Genomic DNA, 20961 nt, shown 5'->3' on the forward strand with positions numbered 1-20961 from the left:
GCGGGCTTTTTGCTTTTCTAAACCCGGTAAACCTGGGTCAGACCCAAGGGTCTGACCCTCTACGGTCTCCAGGACGCAGGCTTAAATTAAGCCGAGAGGGTTGCGCAGACGGTGTCAGACCCTGTGGGTCTGACGGGGCGGCCATCCGGCAGGTTTACCGGTTTGGCGTCAAACTCCCCAGACAATATCCTAGCCGCCAGACTTGGCTGCACGCAGCATCTCCAGCAGGGGAAATGCCCGCTGCGCACGAGAAAACTGGACACCAACGCCGACGCCGTTTAATTGTTCATGAGGCAATAATTCTTTAAATGGGTAATTTTCGTCATTGTCGCGCACGATTGACGCTGTTTCCCATCACGCTCCGCTACAATCTTCCCTTCAGGAAATTTCCGAAGGGCTGTTATGGAAGACACGATTGAACGGTCTGCAAGCATGCCGGCGGTGTCCGGCTTACTGGCGTCGGCCAGCCTGTTGACAGCCTGTGGCGGCGGCGGCGGCGGTGCGACGACTTCTTCGCAGGAGCCCACGGCTTCTCAGCCGAGCGAAACGATTTCTTCTCTCCAGGCTTCGCGTTTCCTGGCGCAGGCATCGATGGGAGCGACGCGCGAGGCCATCGCGCGTGTCCAGGCCATTGGCTATAGCGCTTGGCTGGACGAACAGATAGCCATGCCGGCCACGCAATCGCGCTGGGATTGGCTGGTATCCAAAGGCTTCAATGCCATCGGAAACAAGAATAGCCAGGCCGGTATTGATTCGGCGGTTTGGCGGAAGCTGCTTTCTTCCCCAGATACGCTGCGCCAACGGGTGACGCTGGCTTTGTCGGAAATCGTGGTCGCGTCACTGGATGGATTTACTGGCTCGTGGAGTGCCTTCACCGGCGCGGCCTATATGGATATCCTGGAGGTGAACGCCTTTGGGAACTATCGCACGCTGCTGCAGCAAATCACGCTGTCGGTCTCCATGGGCGAATACCTGACTTATCGCCGCAACGCAAAGGCGGATCCCAAAACCGGCTCCATGCCGGACGAGAACTATGCTCGCGAGATCCTGCAGTTGTTCACCATCGGCCTTGTGATGCTGAATGCCGACGGTACGGCGACCACGCAAGAAACGTATACGCAGGCCGATATTTCAGGCCTTGCCCGCGTGTTCACTGGCTGGGACCAGGATCTTGCAGGCGGCACGACCGATACGCCGGACTATAAACAGCGGCCAATGACACAGGTGGCGAGCAAATACGAGGCTGGCGAAAAGGTCTTCCTTGGCACGACGATCGCGGCGGGCACTGATGCTGCGACATGCCTGTCCAAAGCGCTTGACGCTATCTTCGCGCACCAGAATGTTGCGCCTTTCATTTCGCGGCAGCTGATCCAGCGCCTGGTGACGAGCAATCCCGCGCCTGCCTATGTGGCACGCGTTGCCGCAGTCTTCAACAATAATGGCAAGGGCGTGAAGGGCGACCTGAAGGCCGTCGTCAAAGCCATCTTGCTTGACCAGGAGGCGCGTTCTGCAACTGGCGCAACCTCGACGAGCTTTGGCAAAGTGCGCGAACCTATCCTGCGCTTTGCGGCTTGGGCACGTGCTTATAACGCCGCTTCGCCAAGCGATGCCTGGGCCATCGGCAATACGACCGACCCGTCGACAAGGCTCGGACAAAGTCCACTCCGTTCGCCTAGCGTGTTCAATTTCTTCCGGCCAGGCTACGTTCCGCCCGCGCTGGGCGTGGCGGCGCCGGAATTCCAGATCGTGAATGAGTCCAGCGTAGTCGGTTACGTCAACTATATGCAGAATGCGATCAGCAAAGGCGTAGGCGACGTCAAGGCCGATTATGCAGCGCTGCTGCCCATGGCTGACAACGTGCCGGCCCTGGTCGATGAGATCAACGTCGTCCTGGCGGCCGGCCAGCTTGGACCTGACTCCGTCACACTGATCCGCAATGCCGTTGCCGGCATGGCCACAGGTAGCGATGCAGCGCGGGCCAACCGCGTCTATGCCGCCCTGACGCTTGTGATGGCGTCGCCCGAATTCATCGTCCAGAAATGAGGAAACCGACATGACGAATCAAGCATCACGCCGCGCTTTCCTCAAGCGCGCCTCGGCCCTGGGCATGGCGGGCGTGGCAGCGCCTTGGGCAATCAACCTGCTGTCGATCGCTGAGGCGGCGGCGGCAACTGCCACCGATTACAAGGCCCTGGTCTGCGTTTTCCTCTATGGCGGCAACGACTATGCCAATACGCTGGTGCCATATGACACGGCAAACTACGCGCTATACCAGCAGTTCCGTCCTACTCTGGCCTATGCCCGCGACGCGCTGACTGCAACCGCATTGACGCCCACCGCGCCGGTAACCGATTCGGCCGGAGCTCTGCGTCAATACGCGCTGGCGCCTGAACTCGCGCCGCTGCTGCCGATCTTCAATGCGGGCCATATGGGTGTGATGATGAACGTGGGGCCGCTGGTACAGCCGACGACGAAGGCGCAATACGTGGCTAAGTCCGTGCCGCTGCCGCCAAAGCTTTTCTCGCACAATGACCAGCAATCGATCTGGCAGTCGTCCGCACCTGAAGGAGCGCTGTCGGGCTGGGGCGGCCGGCTTGGCGACTTGTTCGAGGCGGGCAATGGCAACGCCACTTTCACTTGTGTGAACGTGTCGGGAAACGCGGTGTTCATGATGGGTAAATCCGCGGTGCAGTACCAGGTATCCGCCAACGGTTCGATGCAATTCAATGGTCTGAAGTCGCCGCTGTTTGGTTCCAGCGCGGCCACGGATGCCTTGCGCACGCTGATCACGCAGCAGCGCAGCCACACGCTGGAAAACGAATACAACCGCATCAGCCGCCGTTCGATCGATGCCAATGCTGCTTTGACGTCTGCTTTCGCCACGGCGCCGGCGATCAATACGCCGTTCCCGGCCTCCAATTCGTTGGGCGACCAGCTGAAGATGGTCGCCCGCATGATTTCGGTTGGCGGTAACCTGGGCGCCAAGCGCCAGGTATTCTTCGTGTCGATGGGGGGCTTTGATACCCACGATAACCTGACCACGACTCACCCCGCGCTGTTGACCAAGCTGGCCAATGCCATGTCTGCCTTCTACCAGGCCACGGTGGAATTGGGCGTTGCCGACAAGGTGACGGCATTTACGGCGTCGGACTTCGGCCGCACGCTGGTCGCCAACAACGATGGCTCCGATCATGGCTGGGGAAGCATGCATTTCGTGGTTGGCGATGCTGTCAAAGGCGCGCAGTTGTATGGCACCGCTCCGGTGGTTGCCAACAACGGCGCCGATGATGTCGGACAGGGGCGTTTGCTGCCCAGCACCTCCGTGGACCAATACGCGGCGACACTGGGCAAATGGCTGGGGGCTTCGGATAGCGACTTGCTGACGTTGCTCCCCAACCTTGCCAACTACAACACGCGCAACGTCGGGTTCCTTTGACGTCAGCGCAGCAGCGCGGTGATGATGGGTTGGCAGGCGTCGGCCAGCCGATCCAGGCTGGCTTCCCGCAGCGCCGAGGTGTCTACGGCGTGCTGCGTATCCAGGCCGGCCCAGCGTAGCAGCGCCTGGCCGGCTTCCGGGTGGTCGAACAGGCCATGCAGGTAGGTTCCCATGACTTGTCCATCCGCCGAGAGCGCACCTTCGGCGCGGCCATCGATGCGGAACGCCGGCTGCTCGAGCGCGGCGCCACTTGAAATCCCCATGTGGATTTCATAGCCGCTGACAGCTGCATCGGCAAAGGCGCAAGTTCCGCTTACCTGTTCCAGGCGTTTCTCTTGCGTGAGGGTCGTCTCCATCGGCAATAGGCGAAGTCCTGGCTCTGTTCCGGCATGGCCTTCTACGCCTTGCGGATCGGATACGCATTCGCCCAGCATCTGGAAGCCACCGCAAATCCCGATCACTTTGCCGCCGTAGCGCAAGTGGCGTTCGATGGCTTGTGGCCAGCCGCCTTCCTTCAACGCCGCGAGGTCGGCGCGGGTGTTCTTGCTGCCGGGGAGGATGATCAGGTCTGCCGCTGGAATCGCTTCGCCTTTGCGCACAAAGCGCAAGTCAACTTCAGGATGCGCGCGCAGGGCGTCGAAGTCGGTATGGTTGCTCATGCGCGGCAGGCTTGGCACGACCACGCGGAAAGTGCCGCGCTGGTCCTGCGCCGGTTGCACCGCATCTTCGGCGTCGAGATAAAGGCCGTGCAGGTAGGGAACGACGGCCAGGACAGGCTTGCCGGTTTGTGCCTCCAGCCAATCAAGGCCCGGTTCCAGCAGCTTGATATCGCCGCGGAATCGGTTGATGACAAAACCAATAATGCGATCACGCTCGCTTTCGGACAGGCAGGACAGGGTGCCGACGATATGGGCGAACACGCCGCCACGGTCGATGTCCGCGCACAGGATCACCGGGCAGTCGACGGCTTCCGCAAAGCCCATGTTGGCAATATCACGGTCGCGCAGGTTGATCTCGGCTGGACTGCCGGCGCCTTCCACCACCACGGTGTCATATTGCGCCAGCAAACGCTGGTGCGATTCCAGGACGGCGCCCATGGCGACCGTTTTGTAGCGGTGGTAGTCGCGCGCATTCATGTCGCCGCGCACCTTGCCGTGGATGATGACCTGGGCGCCGATGTCGCTGCTTGGCTTGAGCAGCACGGGATTCATATCGGTATGCGCAGGGATGCCGGCGGCGATGGCCTGCAGCGCCTGGGCGCGCCCGATCTCGCCGCCGTCGATGGTGACGGCGCTATTCAGCGCCATGTTCTGCGGCTTGAAGGGGGCAACGCGCACGCCGCGCCGCTTGAGCAGGCGGCACAGCGCCGCCACAAGCGTGCTTTTGCCGGCATCGGAGGTGGTGCCCTGGACCATCAGGGTGCGGTAAGGGAAACTCATTTTGCGGGACGGTGCTTGCGGGCTTCTTCCAGTTTTTCGCACAGCACGGTGGTGCCTGCGATCATGCGCGGACCGGCGCGGTTCATCAGGTTGCCATCGATGGTGAACAGATTATCCTGGCGCGTCGCCTTCAGCGATTTGTAAGGACGCCAGAGATTGACGCCTCCATAGTCTTTTTCGGCGGTGGCGAAGACCGCTTCCGGATCGGCCTCCAGAACAGCTTCCACGCTCACAACCGGCGCGGTCACCTTCTGGTCGGCGAAAATATTCTGTCCGCCGCATACCTTCAGCGCATCGCTGACGATGTGTTCGCCGTTCAGGGTGTACAGGGGCTTATCCCACACCTGGTAGAAAGTACGGACCGGCGAGTGCGTCGAATATTGCGTGCGCAGCGCGGCCAGCTTCTGGCGCAGGTCCCGTGCCGCGGCGTTGGCGGCAGTCTCGGTGCCCAGCAGCTTGCCGATTTTTTCCAGGTTGTCGGCGATCTGGTCGAGCTTTTTGGGTTCGCTGTGGAACATCGGGATGCCGAGCTGGCGCAATTGTTCGATTTGCCTTTCGGATGTGCCGTGGCGCCAGATCACCAGCAAGTCCGGCTTCATGGCCAGTATGCGCTCCATGTCGACCTGGCGGTTGTCGCCAACACGCGGGACCTGCTTTGCCGCTTCCGGGTAATCGCTGTAGTTCACCGCGCCGACGACTTTCTCGCCGCCGCCGGCTGCGAACAGCAATTCGGTGACGTGCGGCGCGAGGGAAATGACGCGCTGCGCAGGCTTTTGCAGGGTGACAGGTTTGCCATCGTCGTCATTGACGGTGATGGCGGCGTGCGCGTGGATCTGTACTACGCACAGGGCAGGAATCAGCAGGTATTTCTTCATCGATCGGTCCATTCGTTCAATGCGAGTTCGAGACGTTGCCAGCCCGCTTCGTCGGGCGGCAGGCCCAGGCGGATGCCGCGCGCCGCTTCACGGAACAGGCGCACCCAGATGCCACGCTGCGCCATGTGCTCGTGGAAGGCTTCGGCATGGGGCTCAGGCCACCATTGGAACAGTGCCGTTCCATGGCTGGCAATGCCGTGGTCAGCCAGCAAGGCGCGCAGGCGCTTGCCGGCCGAATGCAGGCGCGCCAGCGTTGCCTGCTGCCAGGCGTCGTCCTCCAGTGCGGCGCGAGCAACTTGCTGTGCCGGACCGCTGACCGCCCACGGTCCGAGCAGGTCTGCCAGCTGCGTCAGGATGTCTTCCTGCGCGGCGACGAAGCCAAGGCGCAAGCCGGCCAGTCCGAAAAATTTGCCGACGGAGCGGAGCACAAGCATCCCGGGCGTCTGCGCTGCGTCAGCGACGCTGTGAGCACCGTCTGTATCCGCGAACGCTTCGTCGACCACGAGCCAGCCGCCGCGGGCCGCCAGCCTGCGCGCCCACTCGAGCAGGGTGTCGCGCGGCACGGTTGCGCCGGTGGGATTGTTCGGATTGCAGACGACCAGCACGTCAGACGTGTCGATGGCTGCATCCAGTTCGTCATACGGCACGGCGCTGGTGCAATGGCCGTGCTGCGACCAATGGTGGAGATGCTCGGCATAGCTCGGGCTTGCGACCACCACGCGTGAGGGGACGCGCAGTCGAGGCAGTGCCTGGATTGCCGCTTGTGTGCCGGCGACCGCCAGCATGCGCGGAGCACGGTAATAGCACTGCGCGGCATCCAGCAAGGCGGGATCGTGCTCCGGCAAGCGATGCCAGGCGTCCGGCGCCACGGCAAGCGCTGGATAGCCGTTGGGATTGAGCCCGGTGGACAGGTCGAGCCAGTCGTTGCGGCCGTAGCGTTGCGCGGCTTCGCGCAGTTTGCCGCCGTGTTCAAGCATGGTGTGCTCCGTAGGCGATGGCCACCATTGCGGCCAGCCATAACCAGGTGGTATTGCGGACCAGGCGCCACGCGCGTGGGATGTCGGCCGCCAGTGCCGGGGATCCGGTGCCAAGCGGTGGACGCAGTTCGATCTCGCCGCCGTAGCTGGCGGCTCCGCCCAGCTGCAGTCCGAGCGCGCCGGCGCCGCTCGACATGACCGGGCCGGCGTTGGGGCTGTCCCAGGCCGGGGCCTGCTGGCGCCAGCAGGCCAGGGCGCGGCGTGTTCCGGCCGCGCCGGGCGCCAGCAGGGCGTAGCTGATCGCGGTCAGGCGCGCGGGAAGAAAATTGAGGGCGTCGTCGATGCGCGCGGCACTGCGTCCGAACAGGTTGAATCGTTCGCTGCGGTAGCCCCACATGGCGTCCAGTGTATTGGCGAGCCGGAACAGTAGGGCGCCCGGCCCGCCTGCGACGGCGAACCAGAACAGGGTGCCGAATACGGCGTCATTGCCGTTTTCAAGCATCGATTCCGTGGCTGCTTTGGCGAGATCGGATTCGGAGGCGTGCTGTGTATCGCGGCTGACGATGCGCGCTGTCAGGGCGCGCGCGGCCGCAAGGTCGCCGGCAAGAAGTGCATGGCCGATAGGCAGCATGTGGTCGCGCAGGCTGCGCAAGCCGATGCAGAAATAGAGAAGAATCGCGTGCAGGGCGATTTGCGCCGCAGGGGGCATGGACCGGGTGAGGACCCACGCCGTCAGCACGACGGGCGGCAGCACGGCCAGCGCCCACGCCAGCAAGCCGCGCGCAAAGCGCATCGGGCCCGCTGCGCTTTGGTTCAATCGGGCTTCGATCGCGTTGGACAGGCGGCCGAAGCCGACCAGCGGGTGGAGGCGCGACACTTCCCCCAGCAGCGCATCGAGCAGCACGCCGGCCAGCAGGGCAGCGGCCAAAGCGCTCCAGTCGAGGCTCGAGAGCATCACGCGCCTTTCAACACCAGCGGCAAGCCTGCCGCGATGAAAACGACGCGTTCGCAGGCGGCGGCGACGGCTTGGTTCAGGCGGCCGGCTTCGTCAGCATAGCAGCGCGAGACGGCGCCCCATGGAACGATTCCCATGCCTACTTCGTTCGACACCAGCGTGACGTCACCGCGGTCGACGGCAAGTTCGGCCAGGAAAGCGGCGCGCTCCTGTTGGAATCGGTCGGGCAACTCGATGGCGCCGATATCGGGATATTCCTTGCCGTCACTGAACAGCAGGTTGCAAAGCCACAGGGTCAGGCAGTCCACCAGCACCGCGCGCTGCGGCGAACGCCATTCAGCCAATGCGGCGGCAAGCGCCATGGGTTCCTCCACGGTGCGCCAGTGCGATGGACGCTGGCTGCGGTGATGGGCAATGCGCGCCGCCATTTCCGCATCTCCCGCGGCACCGGTCGCGATATAGACCACTTCCTTGCCGGATGCTGCGGCAAGCCGCTCGGCATGGGCGCTTTTGCCGGAACGTGCGCCGCCGAGGAAGAGTGTGCGTATCATGCTGCGCTCCGCGAGAACATGGCCGCGACGGCGGCGGGATTGGACGGGAAATAGCCGTGGAAGTAGGAAGCTTGCAGCGATCCCAGGCAGTACAGGTTTTCGCCTGCGCCGCCGCTGGGGTGCTTTTGCGTGACAGCTGCCGCTGGCTGGACGGTCTCGAGCCGTGAGTAATGGAAGGTGTGTCCCCGCAGCGGGCCGTGGGCCGTCGGCATGGCCTGCGCTCCCAGCCCGGCCAGGCGTGTCTGCATGACGACTTTGCCGGGCAGCAGGCCGGCCATGGGCCATTCCTGGCCTTCCTTGTCCTGCAGTGATTCTGCAAGCGCCATCATGCCGCCGCATTCCGCCACGATGGGTATGCCATCGGCGTGTGCGCGGCGCAGCGATGCTTGCCAGCGCTGGCCGGCGGACAAGGCTGCGGCATGCAGTTCAGGATAGCCGCCCGGCAGGTAGACTGCGGTCGCCGTATGCGGCACCGGCTCGTCTGCCAGGGGCGAGAAATATTCCAGCTGCGCGCCAAGCCCTTCCAGCGTCGCCAAATTGGCCGGATAGAGGAACATGAAGGCTGCGTCGCGTGCAACGGCGATACGTGCTCCGGCGAGAGGCCGGCCTGCGGCGCCGTCGGGGGCAGCCGGCGCGGGGATTTGTGCGGCCGGCAGCGCATCCCATGCGTCCAGGTCGAGCGCCAGCTGGTCGGCCAGGCTGTCGAGCAATTCGTCGAGACCCGCGACTTCGTCCGGCAGCACCAGGCCCAGATGGCGTTCCGGCAGCGATGCGGCCTGCTTGGGCAAGGTTCCAAGCAGGGGAATGTCGCGCAAGGATGCGGCGACCATGGCTGCGTGCCCGGCGCTGGCAATCCGGTTTGCCACCACGCCGGCCATGTCGACCGGGCCGTAATCGCGCAAGCCATGCACCAGCGCACCCGCCGTCTGCGCCATGGCGCCGGCATCGATCACGGCCAGCACCGGCAGGCCGAACTCGCGCGACAGGTCGGCGGCGGACGGCGTACCGTCGTAAAGGCCCATCACGCCTTCGACCAGGATGGCATCGGCCTGTTCTGCCGCTTCGGCCAGCAAGGCGCGGCAACGCTCGGCGCCCACCATCCACAAGTCGAGCGACTCCACAGGTGCGCCGCAAGCACGCGCCAGCACCATCGGGTCGATGAAGTCAGGTCCGCATTTGAATACACGGACGCGGCGGCCCGTGCGTACCAGCTTGCGTGCCAGGGCGGCCGTGACCGTGGTCTTGCCCTGGCCGGACGCAACTGCGGCGATCAGTACTGCGCGGGCTACCATTCCGTACCCGGCTGCGCGGCGATGCCGGCCTTGAAGGCATGCTTCACCACGGTCATCTCCGTCACGGTATCGGCGACATCGATCAGTTCTTGCGGCGCAGCGCGGCCGGTTACCACGGCGTGCTGCATTTCCGGGCGGTCAAGCAGGTCGGCAATCACTTCGTGGACGTCGAGGTAGTGGTACTTCAGCGCGATATTCAGTTCATCCAGCACCACCATGCCGTAGGAGGGATCACGCAGGAAGGTGCGCGCCTGTTCCCAGGCCTGCTGCGCCTTCTCGATATCGCGCTCGCGGTTCTGGGTTTCCCAGGTATAGCCTTCGCCCATGGCGTGGAAACTGCATTCGTCGGGAAAGCGGCGCAGGAACATTTCTTCGCCGGTCGACATGGCGCCCTTGATGAATTGCACCACGCCTACCTTCATGCCGTGCCCCATGGCCCGCATGGCCATGCCGAAGCCGCTTGAGCTCTTGCCTTTTCCATTGCCGGTATTGACGATCAGGACACCAATATTCTTGTCGGCCGCCGCGATTTTGGCGTCGATGATGGCCTTTTTGCGCGCCATACGGTCGCGATGGCGTTCGTTGATGTCGCTCATGCTGGGAAACTCCCTGGAATGAAAATGGTGCGCTCGCCGTGACGGACGATGTCGATTGGATGGTCAAGGTATTCGGTCAACACGGCGGGCTGCATGACTTCTTCGACGGACCCGGCGAGCCAGCGGCCATCGCCCATCAGCAGCAGGGCGTGGGAAGAAACACTGTGCGCCAGCGTCAGGTCATGCCCGACCATCACGACTGTCTTATGCTGTTCGCGGCATAGTCTGGCCAGCAGCGACATCACGCTCACCTGGTGCGCCAGGTCCAGGGCATTGGCCGGCTCGTCGAGCAGCAGCAAGGGCGTATCCTGCGCCAGCATGGCGGCAATCGCCACGCGCTGGCGTTCGCCGCCGGACAAGGTGCGCACGTCGCGTGCGGCCAGGTGATCCACTTCCATTGAGGCCAGCGCCGCAACGGCGGCGTGGTGGTCGTCGCTGTTCTCCCAATACCGGTTGTCGTGATAGGGATGGCGTGCTGAGAGCACGGTTTCGATGACGGAATACGAAAAGGCGTCGTTGCGCGCCTGTGCCAGGAAAGCGCGCTTGCGCGCCAGTTCCTGCAGGGGCCACTCGCTCAGTGCGCGGCGCTCGATGCTGACATGGCCGGCTTCCGGCTGGCGCAATCCGGCCAGGGCGCGCAGCAAGGTGCTCTTGCCGGCTCCGTTGCGGCCAATGACGCTCCAGCATTCTCCTGCCTCGACTTGCCAGTCAAGCCGCTCGACCAGGGTGCGCTTGCCCATGGCAAGCCGCAGTTGATGGGTGGCGATCATATTATTTCCTCAGCCGGTGCAACTGGTACAGAAAGACCGGCGTTCCGACCAGGGCGGTGACCACGCCGGCCGGCAGCTGCTGCGGCGCGATGACTGTGCGGGCAACCGTGTCGGCCAGCACCAGGTAGGCGCCGCCCGCCAGCGCGGCGCTTGGCACCAGCAGGCGGTGGTCGGGGCCGAAAGCGAAGCGGCAGGCATGCGGCACGATCAGGCCGACGAAGCCGATGCTGCCCGCAGTGGTCACGGCACTGGCAGTCAGCAGGCCCGAACAGAAGAACAAGCCCTTGCGCAGCGCACTGACGTGGATGCCGAGCGTTGCAGCGGCTTCTGCATGCAAGGCCATGACATTGAGCGACCGGGCCGCGCGCAGGGCGAAAGCCAGCCCGCCGGCCAGCACAAGCCATGGCAGCCAGCGCAGGGGGGAACCGGCCAGGTCGCCGATCAGCCAGAACACCATGGTGCGCAGCCGGCTTTCCGGCGCAACCGAGAGCATCAGCGTTACCAGCGCGATGCAGGCGGAAGAAAGGATCACACCGGTCAACAGCAGCAGGGCGGTGCCACCCTCCGCCGCCGTACCGCCGCGCAGGTCGCGGCGCGCCAGTAAGTAGAGCATCATCGATATCACGACCGCACCGGCGAAGGAGGCGGCGTCGACCATCCAGGCGGCGCACATGAACAGCAGCGCCGCCAGCGCGCCGACGGAAGCTCCGGATGAAATACCCAGGACATACGGGTCAGCCAACGGGTTGCGCAGCAAGGCCTGCATCATCACGCCGGCCAGCGACAGCGAGGCTCCGGTGACGAACGCCGTGGCGGCACGTTCCAGGCGCAGGTCAAGCAAGTGGCCAGGCAGGGAGGCCGGCTGCCCGCTGATGAACTCGCGCAGAGCACCCGGCATATCCGCCAGCGGAATGCTGACCGAGCCGATCATGCCGGCCGCCACCAGGCTGGCCAGGGACAACAGCACCAGCAGGATGATGATGGATACGGCGCGCAGGCGCAGCGTGGCGGAAAGTGGATGCATAGCGGGCAGCTTATCTCATTTATTTATAGCTATAGCGCAGGCCGGCGTACACGGCGGAACCGGCGGTGCCGTAATTGCGCGCCAGTTCATAGTGTTTGCCGGCCACGTTGTTCCAGCGCAGGGTGGCGCTCCAGGACGGGGCGAAGTCCCACGCCGCGTACAGGTTCAGCAAGCCGTAGCCGCCCAAGCGGTTGCGGTTAGCCGCATCATCGAAGCGATCGCTGGAAAGCTGCCATTCGGCGCCGGCGCTCAGGCTGCCCGCAGTATATTCCAGTGCCACGTTGCCGTGGCGTTTGGCGCGGCGCGCCAGCTGTTTGCCGGCACTGTCGTCTTGCGGGTTTTGCAGGTCGGCGCTGGCCGACAGCGTGAATGCGTTGCCCAGTTGCTGGCGCGCCGACAGGGAAATTCCCTCCAGCGTGGCCTGGTTGACGTTGTAGGCGCAGCCGAAGCGGAAGCCCGGCACCGGACATGGCGTGGTATTCACCAGCAGGTCGCTCAGGCGGTTGCGGTAGGCGACGGCGCCGAGCGTGGTGCCGCCCTGTTCGTAGTGCAGGCCGATCTCGCTGTTGCGGCCGCGCTCCGGACGGTTCGCCGGCAGGCCGTAGCCGGGGTAGTACAGCTCATTGAAGGTAGGGGCGCGGAAGCTGGTGCCGTAGCTGGCATTCAGGCGCAGCGCCGGTGAAAAACGGTAGCCATAGCCCAGCGAGCCGGTGCTGCGGGAGCCATATTGCGAGCTGTCGTCGTTGCGGGCGGCGGCGGCCAGCAGGTGGTCGCCGCGCTTCATGTTGTAGCTGGCGGCCCAGGAGGTGGTGCTGCGCTCGCGCACCAGCGCTGCGGTATTCGACGCCACTTCCTCCTTGCGGTGTTCGGCCAGCAGCTGCAGGCTGTCCGAGCCGAGTGCGATGTCGTTCTGCCAGCTGTACTGCGTCTGCGTTGTGTCGATCTGGCTGGCGGTGGAGGTGAAGCTGCCCGATTTGTCGCGCGATTGCGCCACCTGTGTCGTCATTTGCCAGTCGCGGTTCAGGCGATTGCGGGAGTACAGGCCGACGGTGTCGATCTTTTGCGTACTCCAGGCGCGCACGGTGGCGCCGCTGTCGAAATCGGCCTGCTGGTCGGTGTGAAGGAACAGCGCGCCCAGTTCCTGGCCCGGCGCGAGCTGCCAGGACAACTGCCCGTTGGCGTGCTTGCGGTCATAGCCGTCATCATCCTTGTTGTAGCTGGCGCTGCCGGGCAGCGTTGCGGAGAAGCCGTCGGCGCGCTCCTTGCCTGCACCGAGCGCATAGCTGAAGGCGCCTGCCTTCCCGGAAATGCTTGCAGTACCGGCGCGCGTTCCGTAACTCCCCGCCAGCACGCTGGCGTCCAATGCCAGGCTACCCTCTCCTTTCCTGGTGAAGATCTGGACCACGCCGCCAATGGCGTCGGCGCCGTAAATCGTGCTCAATGGGCCGTATACCACTTCGATATGGTCGATCGCGCCCAGGGGAATCGCATTCCACGCCGCCGCGCCGCTGCTGGCCGAACCAATGCGCACGCCGTCCACCAGTACCACCACCTGATTGCCGTTCGAACCGCGCAGGAAGATGCTGGAGTTGGTGCCAGGGCCGCCATTGCGGGCGACTTCGATGCCGCGCTGGCGCTGCAGCAGTTCGGTGATGGAGCCGGCGCCGCTGCGCTGGATTTCCTCCGCGCCGATGCTGAGCGAATCGCTGATGATGTCGCGCGCAGGCTGCGGTGTGCGGGTTGCGGTGACGAGGACGGCATTCAGTACGGGAAACTGGGCCTGCGCCTGGACTGCAGGAGCGGCAACGGCCAATGCCAGCGACGCGAGAGCCGCTTGCCTGGTGGCGGGAGAGATCATGACAACTTTCTTAACGAGCCGCCGGCCCACGTCCCCGTAAGCCGGCATGAACAGGAACGGGCGCAGGGCGCGTTCCCACCTGGTCTGGCCGGTATCCGGGCTGGCAAGTCTGGCGGCCTGGCCTTCCCATGCGCTTGCACAGTGGCTGTGAGGTCGCTGCCGCTCATTCAAGGCGGCACTTGCTTACCGTTGCGGGGGCAGCACACGTTGGCTGTCAAAGACAGCGCCGTGTTTCCCGTTTAACTGCGTTCGAGAATTCGAATGCGAGCACCAAAACCCCGCCATTATACGGACTTCGCGGACCAGGACAAGCGCAGGGCTTCGCAGTACTTGATCTGGTTCGGCTTTGCGGCGGCCTGCTGCAGCGGTTCGCCGGCGGCGATGGCGGCGATCAGCCGCATGGTGCCGGCATGGCAAACGATGACCGCATCGTGTTGCAACTGGTCGAGGAAGGATTGCACGCGGCCGGCCACTTCGCGCACCGTTTCACCGCCGCCGGGACGATAGTCCAGCAAGTTGGCGGCCCAGGCGTCCACTTCTTCATGCGGGATGCTGGACCAGGGCTGCAGCTCCCAAGCGCCGAAATCCATTTCCACCAGGCGGGCGTCGGGTGTGAAATCGCCCAGCACGGATGCCAGCATGGTGCAGCGCTGCAGCGGACTTGAATAAAGGCGGGCGCCCGCCGCCAGCGCTGGCCCCAGTTGTGCGGCCAGGGATGCATGGCCGTCAGCGAGAGCACTCGCCAACGCGGGAATATCGCTGCTGCCGTAGCAGACGCCCGCCGCCACTTCCGGTTGCGGGTGGCGGACGAGGATCAGTTCCACAGGCAGGCCAGCACGCCGAGGTAGAACACGGCTTCCGTCAGTTGCTGCACGGCGCCCAGGCAATCGCCGGTATAGCCGCCCAGGCGCTGCTGGAATTTGCGCGCGAACCAGACCGTCGCCAGCAGCATGCAGCCCAGGCCCACCGCCAGGGAGAAGGCTGGCAGCCAGCCGGCAGCCACCACTGCGGAGGCGGGGAGGACTGCCGTGAACGCGGCGATGGCGAATTCACCACCGCGCATTTCCTGCGCCAGCGGCTTGGCCTTACCTTCGGCGCGCGCATATTCCATGCGCCAGATCAGGGAACACGCCATCAGGCGCGAAAGCGGATGTGCCGCCAGCAGCGCCCCCAGTGCGGCCAGTTTCGGCAAACTGGCCAGCGCCGCGACTTTGGTCGCCAGCATCACGCCGATGCCGATCGCGCCGTAAGCGCCGATGCGTGAATCCTTCATGATTTCCAGCACCCGCTCGCGCGTGTGGCCGCCGCCCAGGCCGTCGCAGCTGTCGGCGAAGCCGTCTTCGTGAAAGGCGCCGGTGGCGTAAATGCTAGCGGCAGTGGACAGCAGCACGGCAACCGCCGGCGGCAGCACCTGCGCCGCCGCGGCATACACGGAACCCGCTATCGCCGCCACTACCAGGCCTACAGCCGGGAAGTAGCGTGAAGCGTGGTGCAGCCAGGCCGGCTCAAAACCTACCCAGCGGGGAATGGGCAACCGCGTGAAGAATTGCAGTGCGATGAAAAACAGGCGCAGCTGCTGCATGGGCGCTTACTCGGATTTCTCGCTGACCTGGGCCGACTCGAAAGTGGCCATCTGGTTCAGGAAATTGACGGCGGCACGCAGCAGCGGCACCGCCAGCGCAGCGCCGGTGCCTTCGCCCAGGCGCAGGCCCAGGTTCAGCAGCGGACGTCCTCCCAGGAAGTCCAGCATGCGCTTGTGGCCATTCTCGTCGGAGCAGTGCGCGTATACGCAGTATTCGAGCACCGCCGGCTGAACGCGCGCCGCCACCAGCAGGGCGCTGGTGACGATGAAGCCGTCGATCAGCAGCACCATGCGGCGTTCGGCGGCCTTCAGCATGGCGCCAACCATCATGGCGATTTCCAGCCCGCCGAAAGCGGCCAGCGCCTGCAGGCCGCCCTGGGCGTCGGCATGCAGCGCCATCGCCGCTTCGATCACACGCTGCTTGTGCAGCACGCCTTCCGGCGTCAGGCCGGTGCCCGCACCAACGCAATCGGCCACCGCAATGCCGGTCAGGCGATGCATCAGCGCCGCGGCAGCCGTGGTATTGCCGATGCCCATCTCGCCGAAGCCCAGTACATTGCCAGGCAGCTCGGCCACAAGGTCCATGCCGCATTCGATCGCTTCCATGCACTGCGGCACCGACATGGCCGGCTGCTGCGCAAAATTGGCTGTTCCCGGCGCAATCTTGCGGTTGACGAGGCCCTCGCGCTGGCCGAAATCGTGCTTGACGCCCGCATCAACCACTTGCAGCGAGCAGCCGTTCTGGCGCGCGAAGACGTTGATCGCAGCGCCACCGGCCAGGAAATTTTCGACCATCTGCCAGGTCACATCCTGCGGGAAGGCGGAAATGCCTTCGGCCACAACACCATGGTCAGCTGCGAATACCAGGACGGCAGGCTCGCGCACTTCCGGCCTGGCCGTCTTCTGGATCATGCCGATCTTGTGCGCCAGCGCCTCCAGGGCGCCAAGGCTGCCCAGCGGCTTGGTCTTGTTGTTGATGGCACGGTCCAGCTGGGCCGCGAGCGATTCGTCCTTGACGGGGGAGATGTGTGGGATAGTCATCGCGGAATTATAATGCCCGTATGCGGATACTTATCATTGAAGACAATAAGGACATTGTCGCCAACCTGTTCGGCTTTCTCGAGCCCAAGGGCTATGTGCTGGATACCGCTGCCAACGGCTACGGCGGGCTGGCGCTGGCCACCGAGCATGAATACGACGCCGTGGTCCTGGATGTGATGCTGCCCGGCCTGAACGGACTGGAACTGTGCCGCAAGCTGCGCGGGGAACTGGGAAAGTCCACCCCGGTGCTGATGCTGACCGCGCGCGACACGCTGGAGGACAAGGTGGCCGGCTTCGAAAGCGGCGCCGACGACTACCTGGTCAAGCCGTTTTCGCTGGTGGAGCTGGAGATCCGCCTGCGCGCCCTGATACGGCGGGCCCGCGGCGTCCAGGCCAAGGCCCCGGTCCTGCAATTTGGTGATCTCACCTTCGATACCGTCAACTATGAAGCGCGCCGCGCCGGCCGCCCAGTGACCCTGACCCGTACCGGCTACACCATCCTCAAAAGCCTGATGCGGGATGCGCCGCACATCGTCACACGCGATACGCTGGAACATGACGTGTGGGGCGACGAACCCCCGGATAGCGATGCGCTGCGCACGCATATCCATGCACTGCGCCAGGCGCTCGATAAGCCCTATCCATTTGCCATGCTGCGCACCATTCCGGGGATCGGCTACAAGCTGGTGAACTCCGATGATGAAAGCTGACTCCCTTCGCCGCCGCATCATCGTCGCGTACACGACGTTCGCGGTGGTGGTTTCAGCGGTCTTTTCCGTCATTGCCGCGATAGCGGTGGAGGGGATCGAAGGAAGGCTGGTCGATGAGCGCTTGCGCGACGTTGCCGAATGGGCGGCGCCGCGCCATGCTGGCGGCATGCCGGTGCAGATGCCGGCCGGCCTGACCTTCCATTATGGCGCCGACATTCCGAGTTCATTGCGCGGGCTGCCGCCCGGGGTGGTCGACATCAAGGTGGACGGAACGACACTGCACGTTTATTCAGGCCACGACGACAAGGGCGATTACGTGGTGGTCGACCATGACAGCGAATACGACAAGATCGAAATCGTGGTCTACTCGATGTTCGCTGCCGGCTTCTTTGCCTTTGTCGGCTGCTCGCTGATACTGGCGCGTTTCCTGGCTAACCGGATCGTCAACCCGATTACCTCGCTGTCGCGGGCGGTGGAAGCGCGCGAAGACGCCTTGCCCTGCCTGGAGCGCAACGACGAACTGGGCACCCTGGCCAGGGCCTTCGCGGGGCGTACGGCGGAACTCAAGCAATTTCTCGATCGTGAGCGCTTCTTTACTGGCGACGTAAGCCATGAGTTGCGCACTCCACTGACCGTAATCAGCGGGGCGGCCGAACTGCTGATGGCGCAGACCGAGGGCGAAGCCGCGCTGCACGCTCCGTCCGAACGAATCTACCGTGCTGCGCGCGAGGCGAATGAGGTGGCCAGCGTGCTGCTGCGCTTGGCGCGCTCCCCACAGCGGCAGGACACGCCCGAGCAGTCGGCTGCCGAACTGGCGCAATATGAAATCGCGCGCTGCCAGCCGCAGGTGGCAGGGAAACCGGTCGTCCTGCGCTATCTAGGCGGCACGGATTTCACTGTGCACGGTCCGCGTGAGCTGCTGCAGGCGGCTATCGGCAACCTGCTGCGCAATGCCTGCGCCTACACGGAACAAGGCGAGGTGGTCCTGCGCCTGGAACAGCATTCGATCATTGTCGAAGACACCGGCCCAGGCCTGCCACCCGCCGCCCTGGCCCGTTTGCTCGGCGAGCCGATGCCCGACGGGGATGGCGCCTCATCCGGCAGCGGACTCGGACTGGGACTCGTGCAACGCATCTGCGCCAACCTGGGGGCCGAGTTGCATGTGAAACAACGCGAGGGCGGCGGGACCCGATTTGACGTCATGTTTCCGGATTGATGCTCCCGATTTAACACAATCTTAACGCGAGCTTCACACCTTCTTTACTTGCATCTAGCTATCGTGCTGGGATGAAACTGCCTCAAATTCGCTCCGCTTTCCTCCCGCACGCAGCTGCTTCCTTCCTGGTCCTGATCTACAACATCAGTTTTTGGAAAAGCTTCATGGCCGCCACTGGCGGCTTCAGTGCATCCAATTTACCCGTCTATTTTGGCTCCGCCTTGCTGCTGATGCTGATATTCAGTGGCGTGCTGGCGCTGGTTAATTATCGCCACATCTTCAAGCCGATATTTATCGCGCTGCTGCTGCTGTCGTCGATGACCGCCTACTTCATGTCCCAATACGGCATCGTGATCGATTCGTCGATGGTGCAGAACGTGGTGGAGACCGACGTGCGCGAGGCAGGTGAGCTGTTCAGCTGGAAGCTCGTGCAATCGGTATTGCTGTTTGGCGTCCTGCCGTCCTGGCTGGTCTGGCGGCTGCCGGTTCGCTATGGTTCGCTGCAGCGCGAAGTCCTGGTGAACATCGGCCTGGTGGCTGGTTCGCTGCTGCTTGCCACCGGTTTGCTGTTCCTGCTGTTCAAGACCCTGGCGCCAGCGGTACGCGAGCACCGCGAACTGCGCTTCATGCTGACGCCGACCAACGTCTTTCAGGCGACTAATGGCTACCTGAAACAGAAGTGGGCCACGCCGACCGTGGTAGCGCCCCTTGGCACCGATGCCGCCAAGGGCAGCTTGTGGGCCGCCGCTGGCGACAAGCAGCACACCGTGACCATCATCGTAGTCGGCGAGACCGCGCGCGCCATGAACTTCTCGCTCAACGGTTATGGGCGCGAAACGAACCCGCGCCTGTCGCAGGAGCGTTCCCTGATCAATTTCAGCAACGTCAGCTCCTGCGGGACGGCGACGGCGATTTCGGTTCCCTGCGTCTTCTCCGACCTGACCCGCGATGGCTATTCGGAAGACAAGGCGCGCAGCAAGCAGGGATTGTTGGACGTACTGCAGCACGCCGGCCTGGAGGTGATCTGGCGCGATAACAATTCGGGCTGCAAGGGCGTGTGCGACCGCGTGCGTTTCGAGGATATGTCCAAGCCTGTTGCCGGCAACCCGCTGTGCAATACCGAAGAGTGCTTCGATGAGCACTTGCTCGAAGGCCTGCCGGAAATGATCCGCAATGCCGACAAGGACCTGGTCATCGTGCTGCACCAGAAGGGCAGCCATGGCCCGGCATACTGGAAGCGCTACCCGCCGGAATTCAAGAAATTTGGCCCGGTGTGCGAGACCAATGAGCTGGAGAAGTGCAGCAGCGATGCGATCACGGCGGCCTACGACAACACGATCCTGTATACCGACTACTTCCTGGACAAGACGATCAAGGTCTTGAAAGATGCTGGCGTGCCGGCCTCCATGCTGTACTTCTCCGACCATGGCGAATCGCTGGGCGAGAAGAATATGTACCTGCACGGTGCGCCTTATATCTTCGCGCCGGAAGAGCAGCGCAAGGTGCCGATGATGCTGTGGATGTCCGACAGCTTCAGCAAGCGCTTCCACGTTGACCGCAGCTGCCTGGCTGCGCGCAGCAGCCAGCAGTTCTCCCACGATAACGTATTCCATTCCACGCTCGGTATGCTGAATGTGAATACGGCCGTGTACAACCCTAAGCTCGACTTGTTCCAGGCCTGCATCCATGACTCGTAAAACAGGCTGGTGTTTGCTGGCGCTGGCTGCGTCGGCCGCGCTGATCCTTTGGATTGGCCAGTTTACGGATATCGACCTGCATCTGGCCGATATGTCCTTCGACCGTGCGCGCGGCGTTTTCCCTTTGCAGCACGCCTGGTTCGCGGAGAAGTTCAACCACGAGATCCTGAAAGTCGTGCTGACATGCCTGGCCTGTGCTGCGGTTGGCGTGGCAGTCTGGGATGCGTGGCGCCCGCACTTGAATTGGGCGCCGTCGCGCCGGCTCGGTGTGCGCGTGCTTGGCCTGTCCGCCGTTAGCGTGCCGCTGATAATCAGCCTCCTGAAACGCGGCAGCACATCCCATTGCCCATGGGATGTCGCCCGCTACGGCGGAGACGCGCCATATATACGCTTGCTCGAGCTGATGCCGTCGGGTATCAGCTCGGGACATTGTTTACCTGGCGGTCACGCGTCCAGCGCCCTTTGGCTGATTGCCTTGGCAGCATTCTGGATGCCGGGTCAGCCACGCAAGGCTTTTGGTGTCGCCACATTGACAATGGCTTTCGCCCTGAGCGTCGGCTTCGTGCAGCAATTGCGCGGCGCGCACTTCCTCACGCACACGCTTTGGTCGGCCTGGATCGCATGCGTCATTGTCTTGGCTAACTATGTACTTGCAAAACGCCAGTTGTTTGGTTATAGTTCTGTCCCTCGCAACGCAACACTGTCAAAACGGTAAGCGCAGCGAGAAAAAAGAAGGGGTTGACGAGTTGCACGCTGTACCGCATAATCTCGCTTCTCTGCTGCTGACGAACACAACGCTTCGTCGAACAAACAAGGCAGCGATCTTTAAAAATCAACAGTCGATAAGTGTGGGCGTTTGACGATATGCCCAGGCCTTCGGGCCTGATGCTCAAAATATACGTTATAACGCTCGCACAAAATATATTAAACGTAATCTCGAAA

20 protein-coding genes and 1 riboswitch are annotated in these 20961 nt (G+C 63.5%); of the genes, 6 read left to right on the plus strand and 14 right to left on the minus strand.

The window, feature by feature from the left end; genetic code table 11:
- Nucleotides 1-189: 189 nt before the first annotated feature.
- Entirely contained in the window at nt 190-336 is a 147-nt protein-coding gene (locus tag GM658_RS27895; protein ID WP_155457382.1) for a hypothetical protein, read from the minus strand.
- Nucleotides 337-402: 66 nt separating this feature from the next.
- Here GM658_RS27895 and GM658_RS27900 point away from each other — a divergent pair, with 66 nt between their 5' ends.
- Together GM658_RS27900 and GM658_RS27905 are read left to right on the plus strand one after the other, a co-directional pair.
- Nucleotides 403-2043 (plus strand): DUF1800 domain-containing protein, encoded by a 1641-nt coding sequence (locus GM658_RS27900; protein ID WP_229417106.1) that lies wholly within the window; start codon nt 403-405, stop codon nt 2041-2043.
- A gap of 10 nt (nt 2044-2053) precedes the next feature.
- A complete protein-coding gene (locus GM658_RS27905) occupies nt 2054-3436 on the plus strand; it encodes a DUF1501 domain-containing protein (protein ID WP_155457383.1) in 1383 nt (460 codons plus the stop codon).
- 2 nt (nt 3437-3438) lie between these two features.
- Here the strand turns inward: GM658_RS27905 and GM658_RS27910 are convergent, their stop codons facing one another.
- The 13 genes from GM658_RS27910 to cobT form a co-directional block, all read right to left on the minus strand.
- Nucleotides 3439-4875, minus strand: coding sequence for a cobyric acid synthase (locus tag GM658_RS27910; RefSeq protein ID WP_155457384.1), 1437 nt, complete (start codon nt 4873-4875; stop codon nt 3439-3441).
- Entirely contained in the window at nt 4872-5750 is an 879-nt protein-coding gene (locus tag GM658_RS27915) for a cobalamin-binding protein (RefSeq protein ID WP_155457385.1), read from the minus strand. Before GM658_RS27915 ends, GM658_RS27910 begins: the two co-directional genes overlap by 4 nt.
- On the minus strand, nt 5747-6727 hold the full coding sequence (gene cobD / locus GM658_RS27920; protein WP_155457386.1) for a threonine-phosphate decarboxylase CobD: 981 nt from the start codon (nt 6725-6727) through the stop codon (nt 5747-5749). The genes GM658_RS27915 and cobD overlap by 4 nt, the downstream gene beginning before the upstream one ends.
- Nucleotides 6720-7682: an adenosylcobinamide-phosphate synthase CbiB gene (gene cbiB / locus GM658_RS27925; protein WP_155457400.1), complete on the minus strand. Its 963-nt coding sequence runs from the start codon at nt 7680-7682 to the stop codon at nt 6720-6722. The genes cobD and cbiB overlap by 8 nt, the downstream gene beginning before the upstream one ends.
- On the minus strand, nt 7682-8233 hold the full coding sequence (cobU, locus tag GM658_RS27930) for a bifunctional adenosylcobinamide kinase/adenosylcobinamide-phosphate guanylyltransferase (RefSeq protein WP_155457387.1): 552 nt from the start codon (nt 8231-8233) through the stop codon (nt 7682-7684). The genes cbiB and cobU overlap by 1 nt, the downstream gene beginning before the upstream one ends.
- Entirely contained in the window at nt 8230-9525 is a 1296-nt protein-coding gene (locus tag GM658_RS27935) for a cobyrinic acid a,c-diamide synthase CobB (RefSeq protein ID WP_155457388.1), read from the minus strand. The genes cobU and GM658_RS27935 overlap by 4 nt, the downstream gene beginning before the upstream one ends.
- Nucleotides 9519-10121: a cob(I)yrinic acid a,c-diamide adenosyltransferase gene (gene cobO / locus GM658_RS27940; RefSeq protein ID WP_155457389.1), complete on the minus strand. Its 603-nt coding sequence runs from the start codon at nt 10119-10121 to the stop codon at nt 9519-9521. The genes GM658_RS27935 and cobO overlap by 7 nt, the downstream gene beginning before the upstream one ends.
- Entirely contained in the window at nt 10118-10891 is a 774-nt protein-coding gene (locus GM658_RS27945; RefSeq protein ID WP_155457390.1) for an ABC transporter ATP-binding protein, read from the minus strand. Before GM658_RS27945 ends, cobO begins: the two co-directional genes overlap by 4 nt.
- Before the next feature lies 1 nt (nt 10892).
- The gene (locus GM658_RS27950) at nt 10893-11915 is read right to left on the minus strand and encodes a FecCD family ABC transporter permease (RefSeq protein WP_155457391.1); all 1023 of its coding nucleotides are present in this window, start codon (nt 11913-11915) and stop codon (nt 10893-10895) included.
- A gap of 19 nt (nt 11916-11934) precedes the next feature.
- Nucleotides 11935-13773, minus strand: coding sequence for a TonB-dependent receptor domain-containing protein (locus tag GM658_RS27955; RefSeq protein WP_155457392.1), 1839 nt, complete (start codon nt 13771-13773; stop codon nt 11935-11937).
- Nucleotides 13774-13842: 69 nt separating this feature from the next.
- A riboswitch (cobalamin riboswitch) is annotated at nt 13843-14063 on the minus strand.
- The gene (locus GM658_RS27960) at nt 14058-14597 is read right to left on the minus strand and encodes a histidine phosphatase family protein (protein ID WP_170299026.1); all 540 of its coding nucleotides are present in this window, start codon (nt 14595-14597) and stop codon (nt 14058-14060) included. It overlaps the preceding riboswitch by 6 nt.
- Entirely contained in the window at nt 14588-15355 is a 768-nt protein-coding gene (locus tag GM658_RS27965; RefSeq protein WP_155457393.1) for an adenosylcobinamide-GDP ribazoletransferase, read from the minus strand. The genes GM658_RS27960 and GM658_RS27965 overlap by 10 nt, the downstream gene beginning before the upstream one ends.
- 6 nt (nt 15356-15361) lie before the next feature.
- Nucleotides 15362-16396 carry a nicotinate-nucleotide--dimethylbenzimidazole phosphoribosyltransferase gene (cobT, locus tag GM658_RS27970; protein WP_155457394.1) on the minus strand — a complete coding sequence of 345 codons (1035 nt, stop codon included), beginning with the start codon at nt 16394-16396 and terminating at the stop codon, nt 15362-15364.
- A 20-nt stretch (nt 16397-16416) separates the two neighbouring features.
- Between cobT and GM658_RS27975 the strand changes: the two genes are divergently transcribed.
- The 4 genes from GM658_RS27975 (at nt 16417) to GM658_RS27990 (ending at nt 20734) form a co-directional block, all read left to right on the plus strand.
- The gene (locus GM658_RS27975; protein WP_155457395.1) at nt 16417-17106 is read left to right on the plus strand and encodes a response regulator transcription factor; all 690 of its coding nucleotides are present in this window, start codon (nt 16417-16419) and stop codon (nt 17104-17106) included.
- Nucleotides 17093-18322 carry a sensor histidine kinase gene (locus GM658_RS27980; protein WP_155457396.1) on the plus strand — a complete coding sequence of 410 codons (1230 nt, stop codon included), beginning with the start codon at nt 17093-17095 and terminating at the stop codon, nt 18320-18322. The genes GM658_RS27975 and GM658_RS27980 overlap by 14 nt, the downstream gene beginning before the upstream one ends.
- Nucleotides 18323-18393: 71 nt before the next feature.
- On the plus strand, nt 18394-20019 hold the full coding sequence (locus tag GM658_RS27985) for a phosphoethanolamine transferase (RefSeq protein ID WP_155457397.1): 1626 nt from the start codon (nt 18394-18396) through the stop codon (nt 20017-20019).
- A complete protein-coding gene (locus GM658_RS27990) occupies nt 20009-20734 on the plus strand; it encodes a phosphatase PAP2 family protein (protein ID WP_155457398.1) in 726 nt (241 codons plus the stop codon). The genes GM658_RS27985 and GM658_RS27990 overlap by 11 nt, the downstream gene beginning before the upstream one ends.
- The last annotated feature ends 227 nt before the right edge of the window (nt 20735-20961 follow it).

It is taken from the genome of Massilia eburnea (assembly GCF_009720745.1).
GTDB lineage: Bacteria > Pseudomonadota > Gammaproteobacteria > Burkholderiales > Burkholderiaceae_D > Rugamonas > Rugamonas eburnea.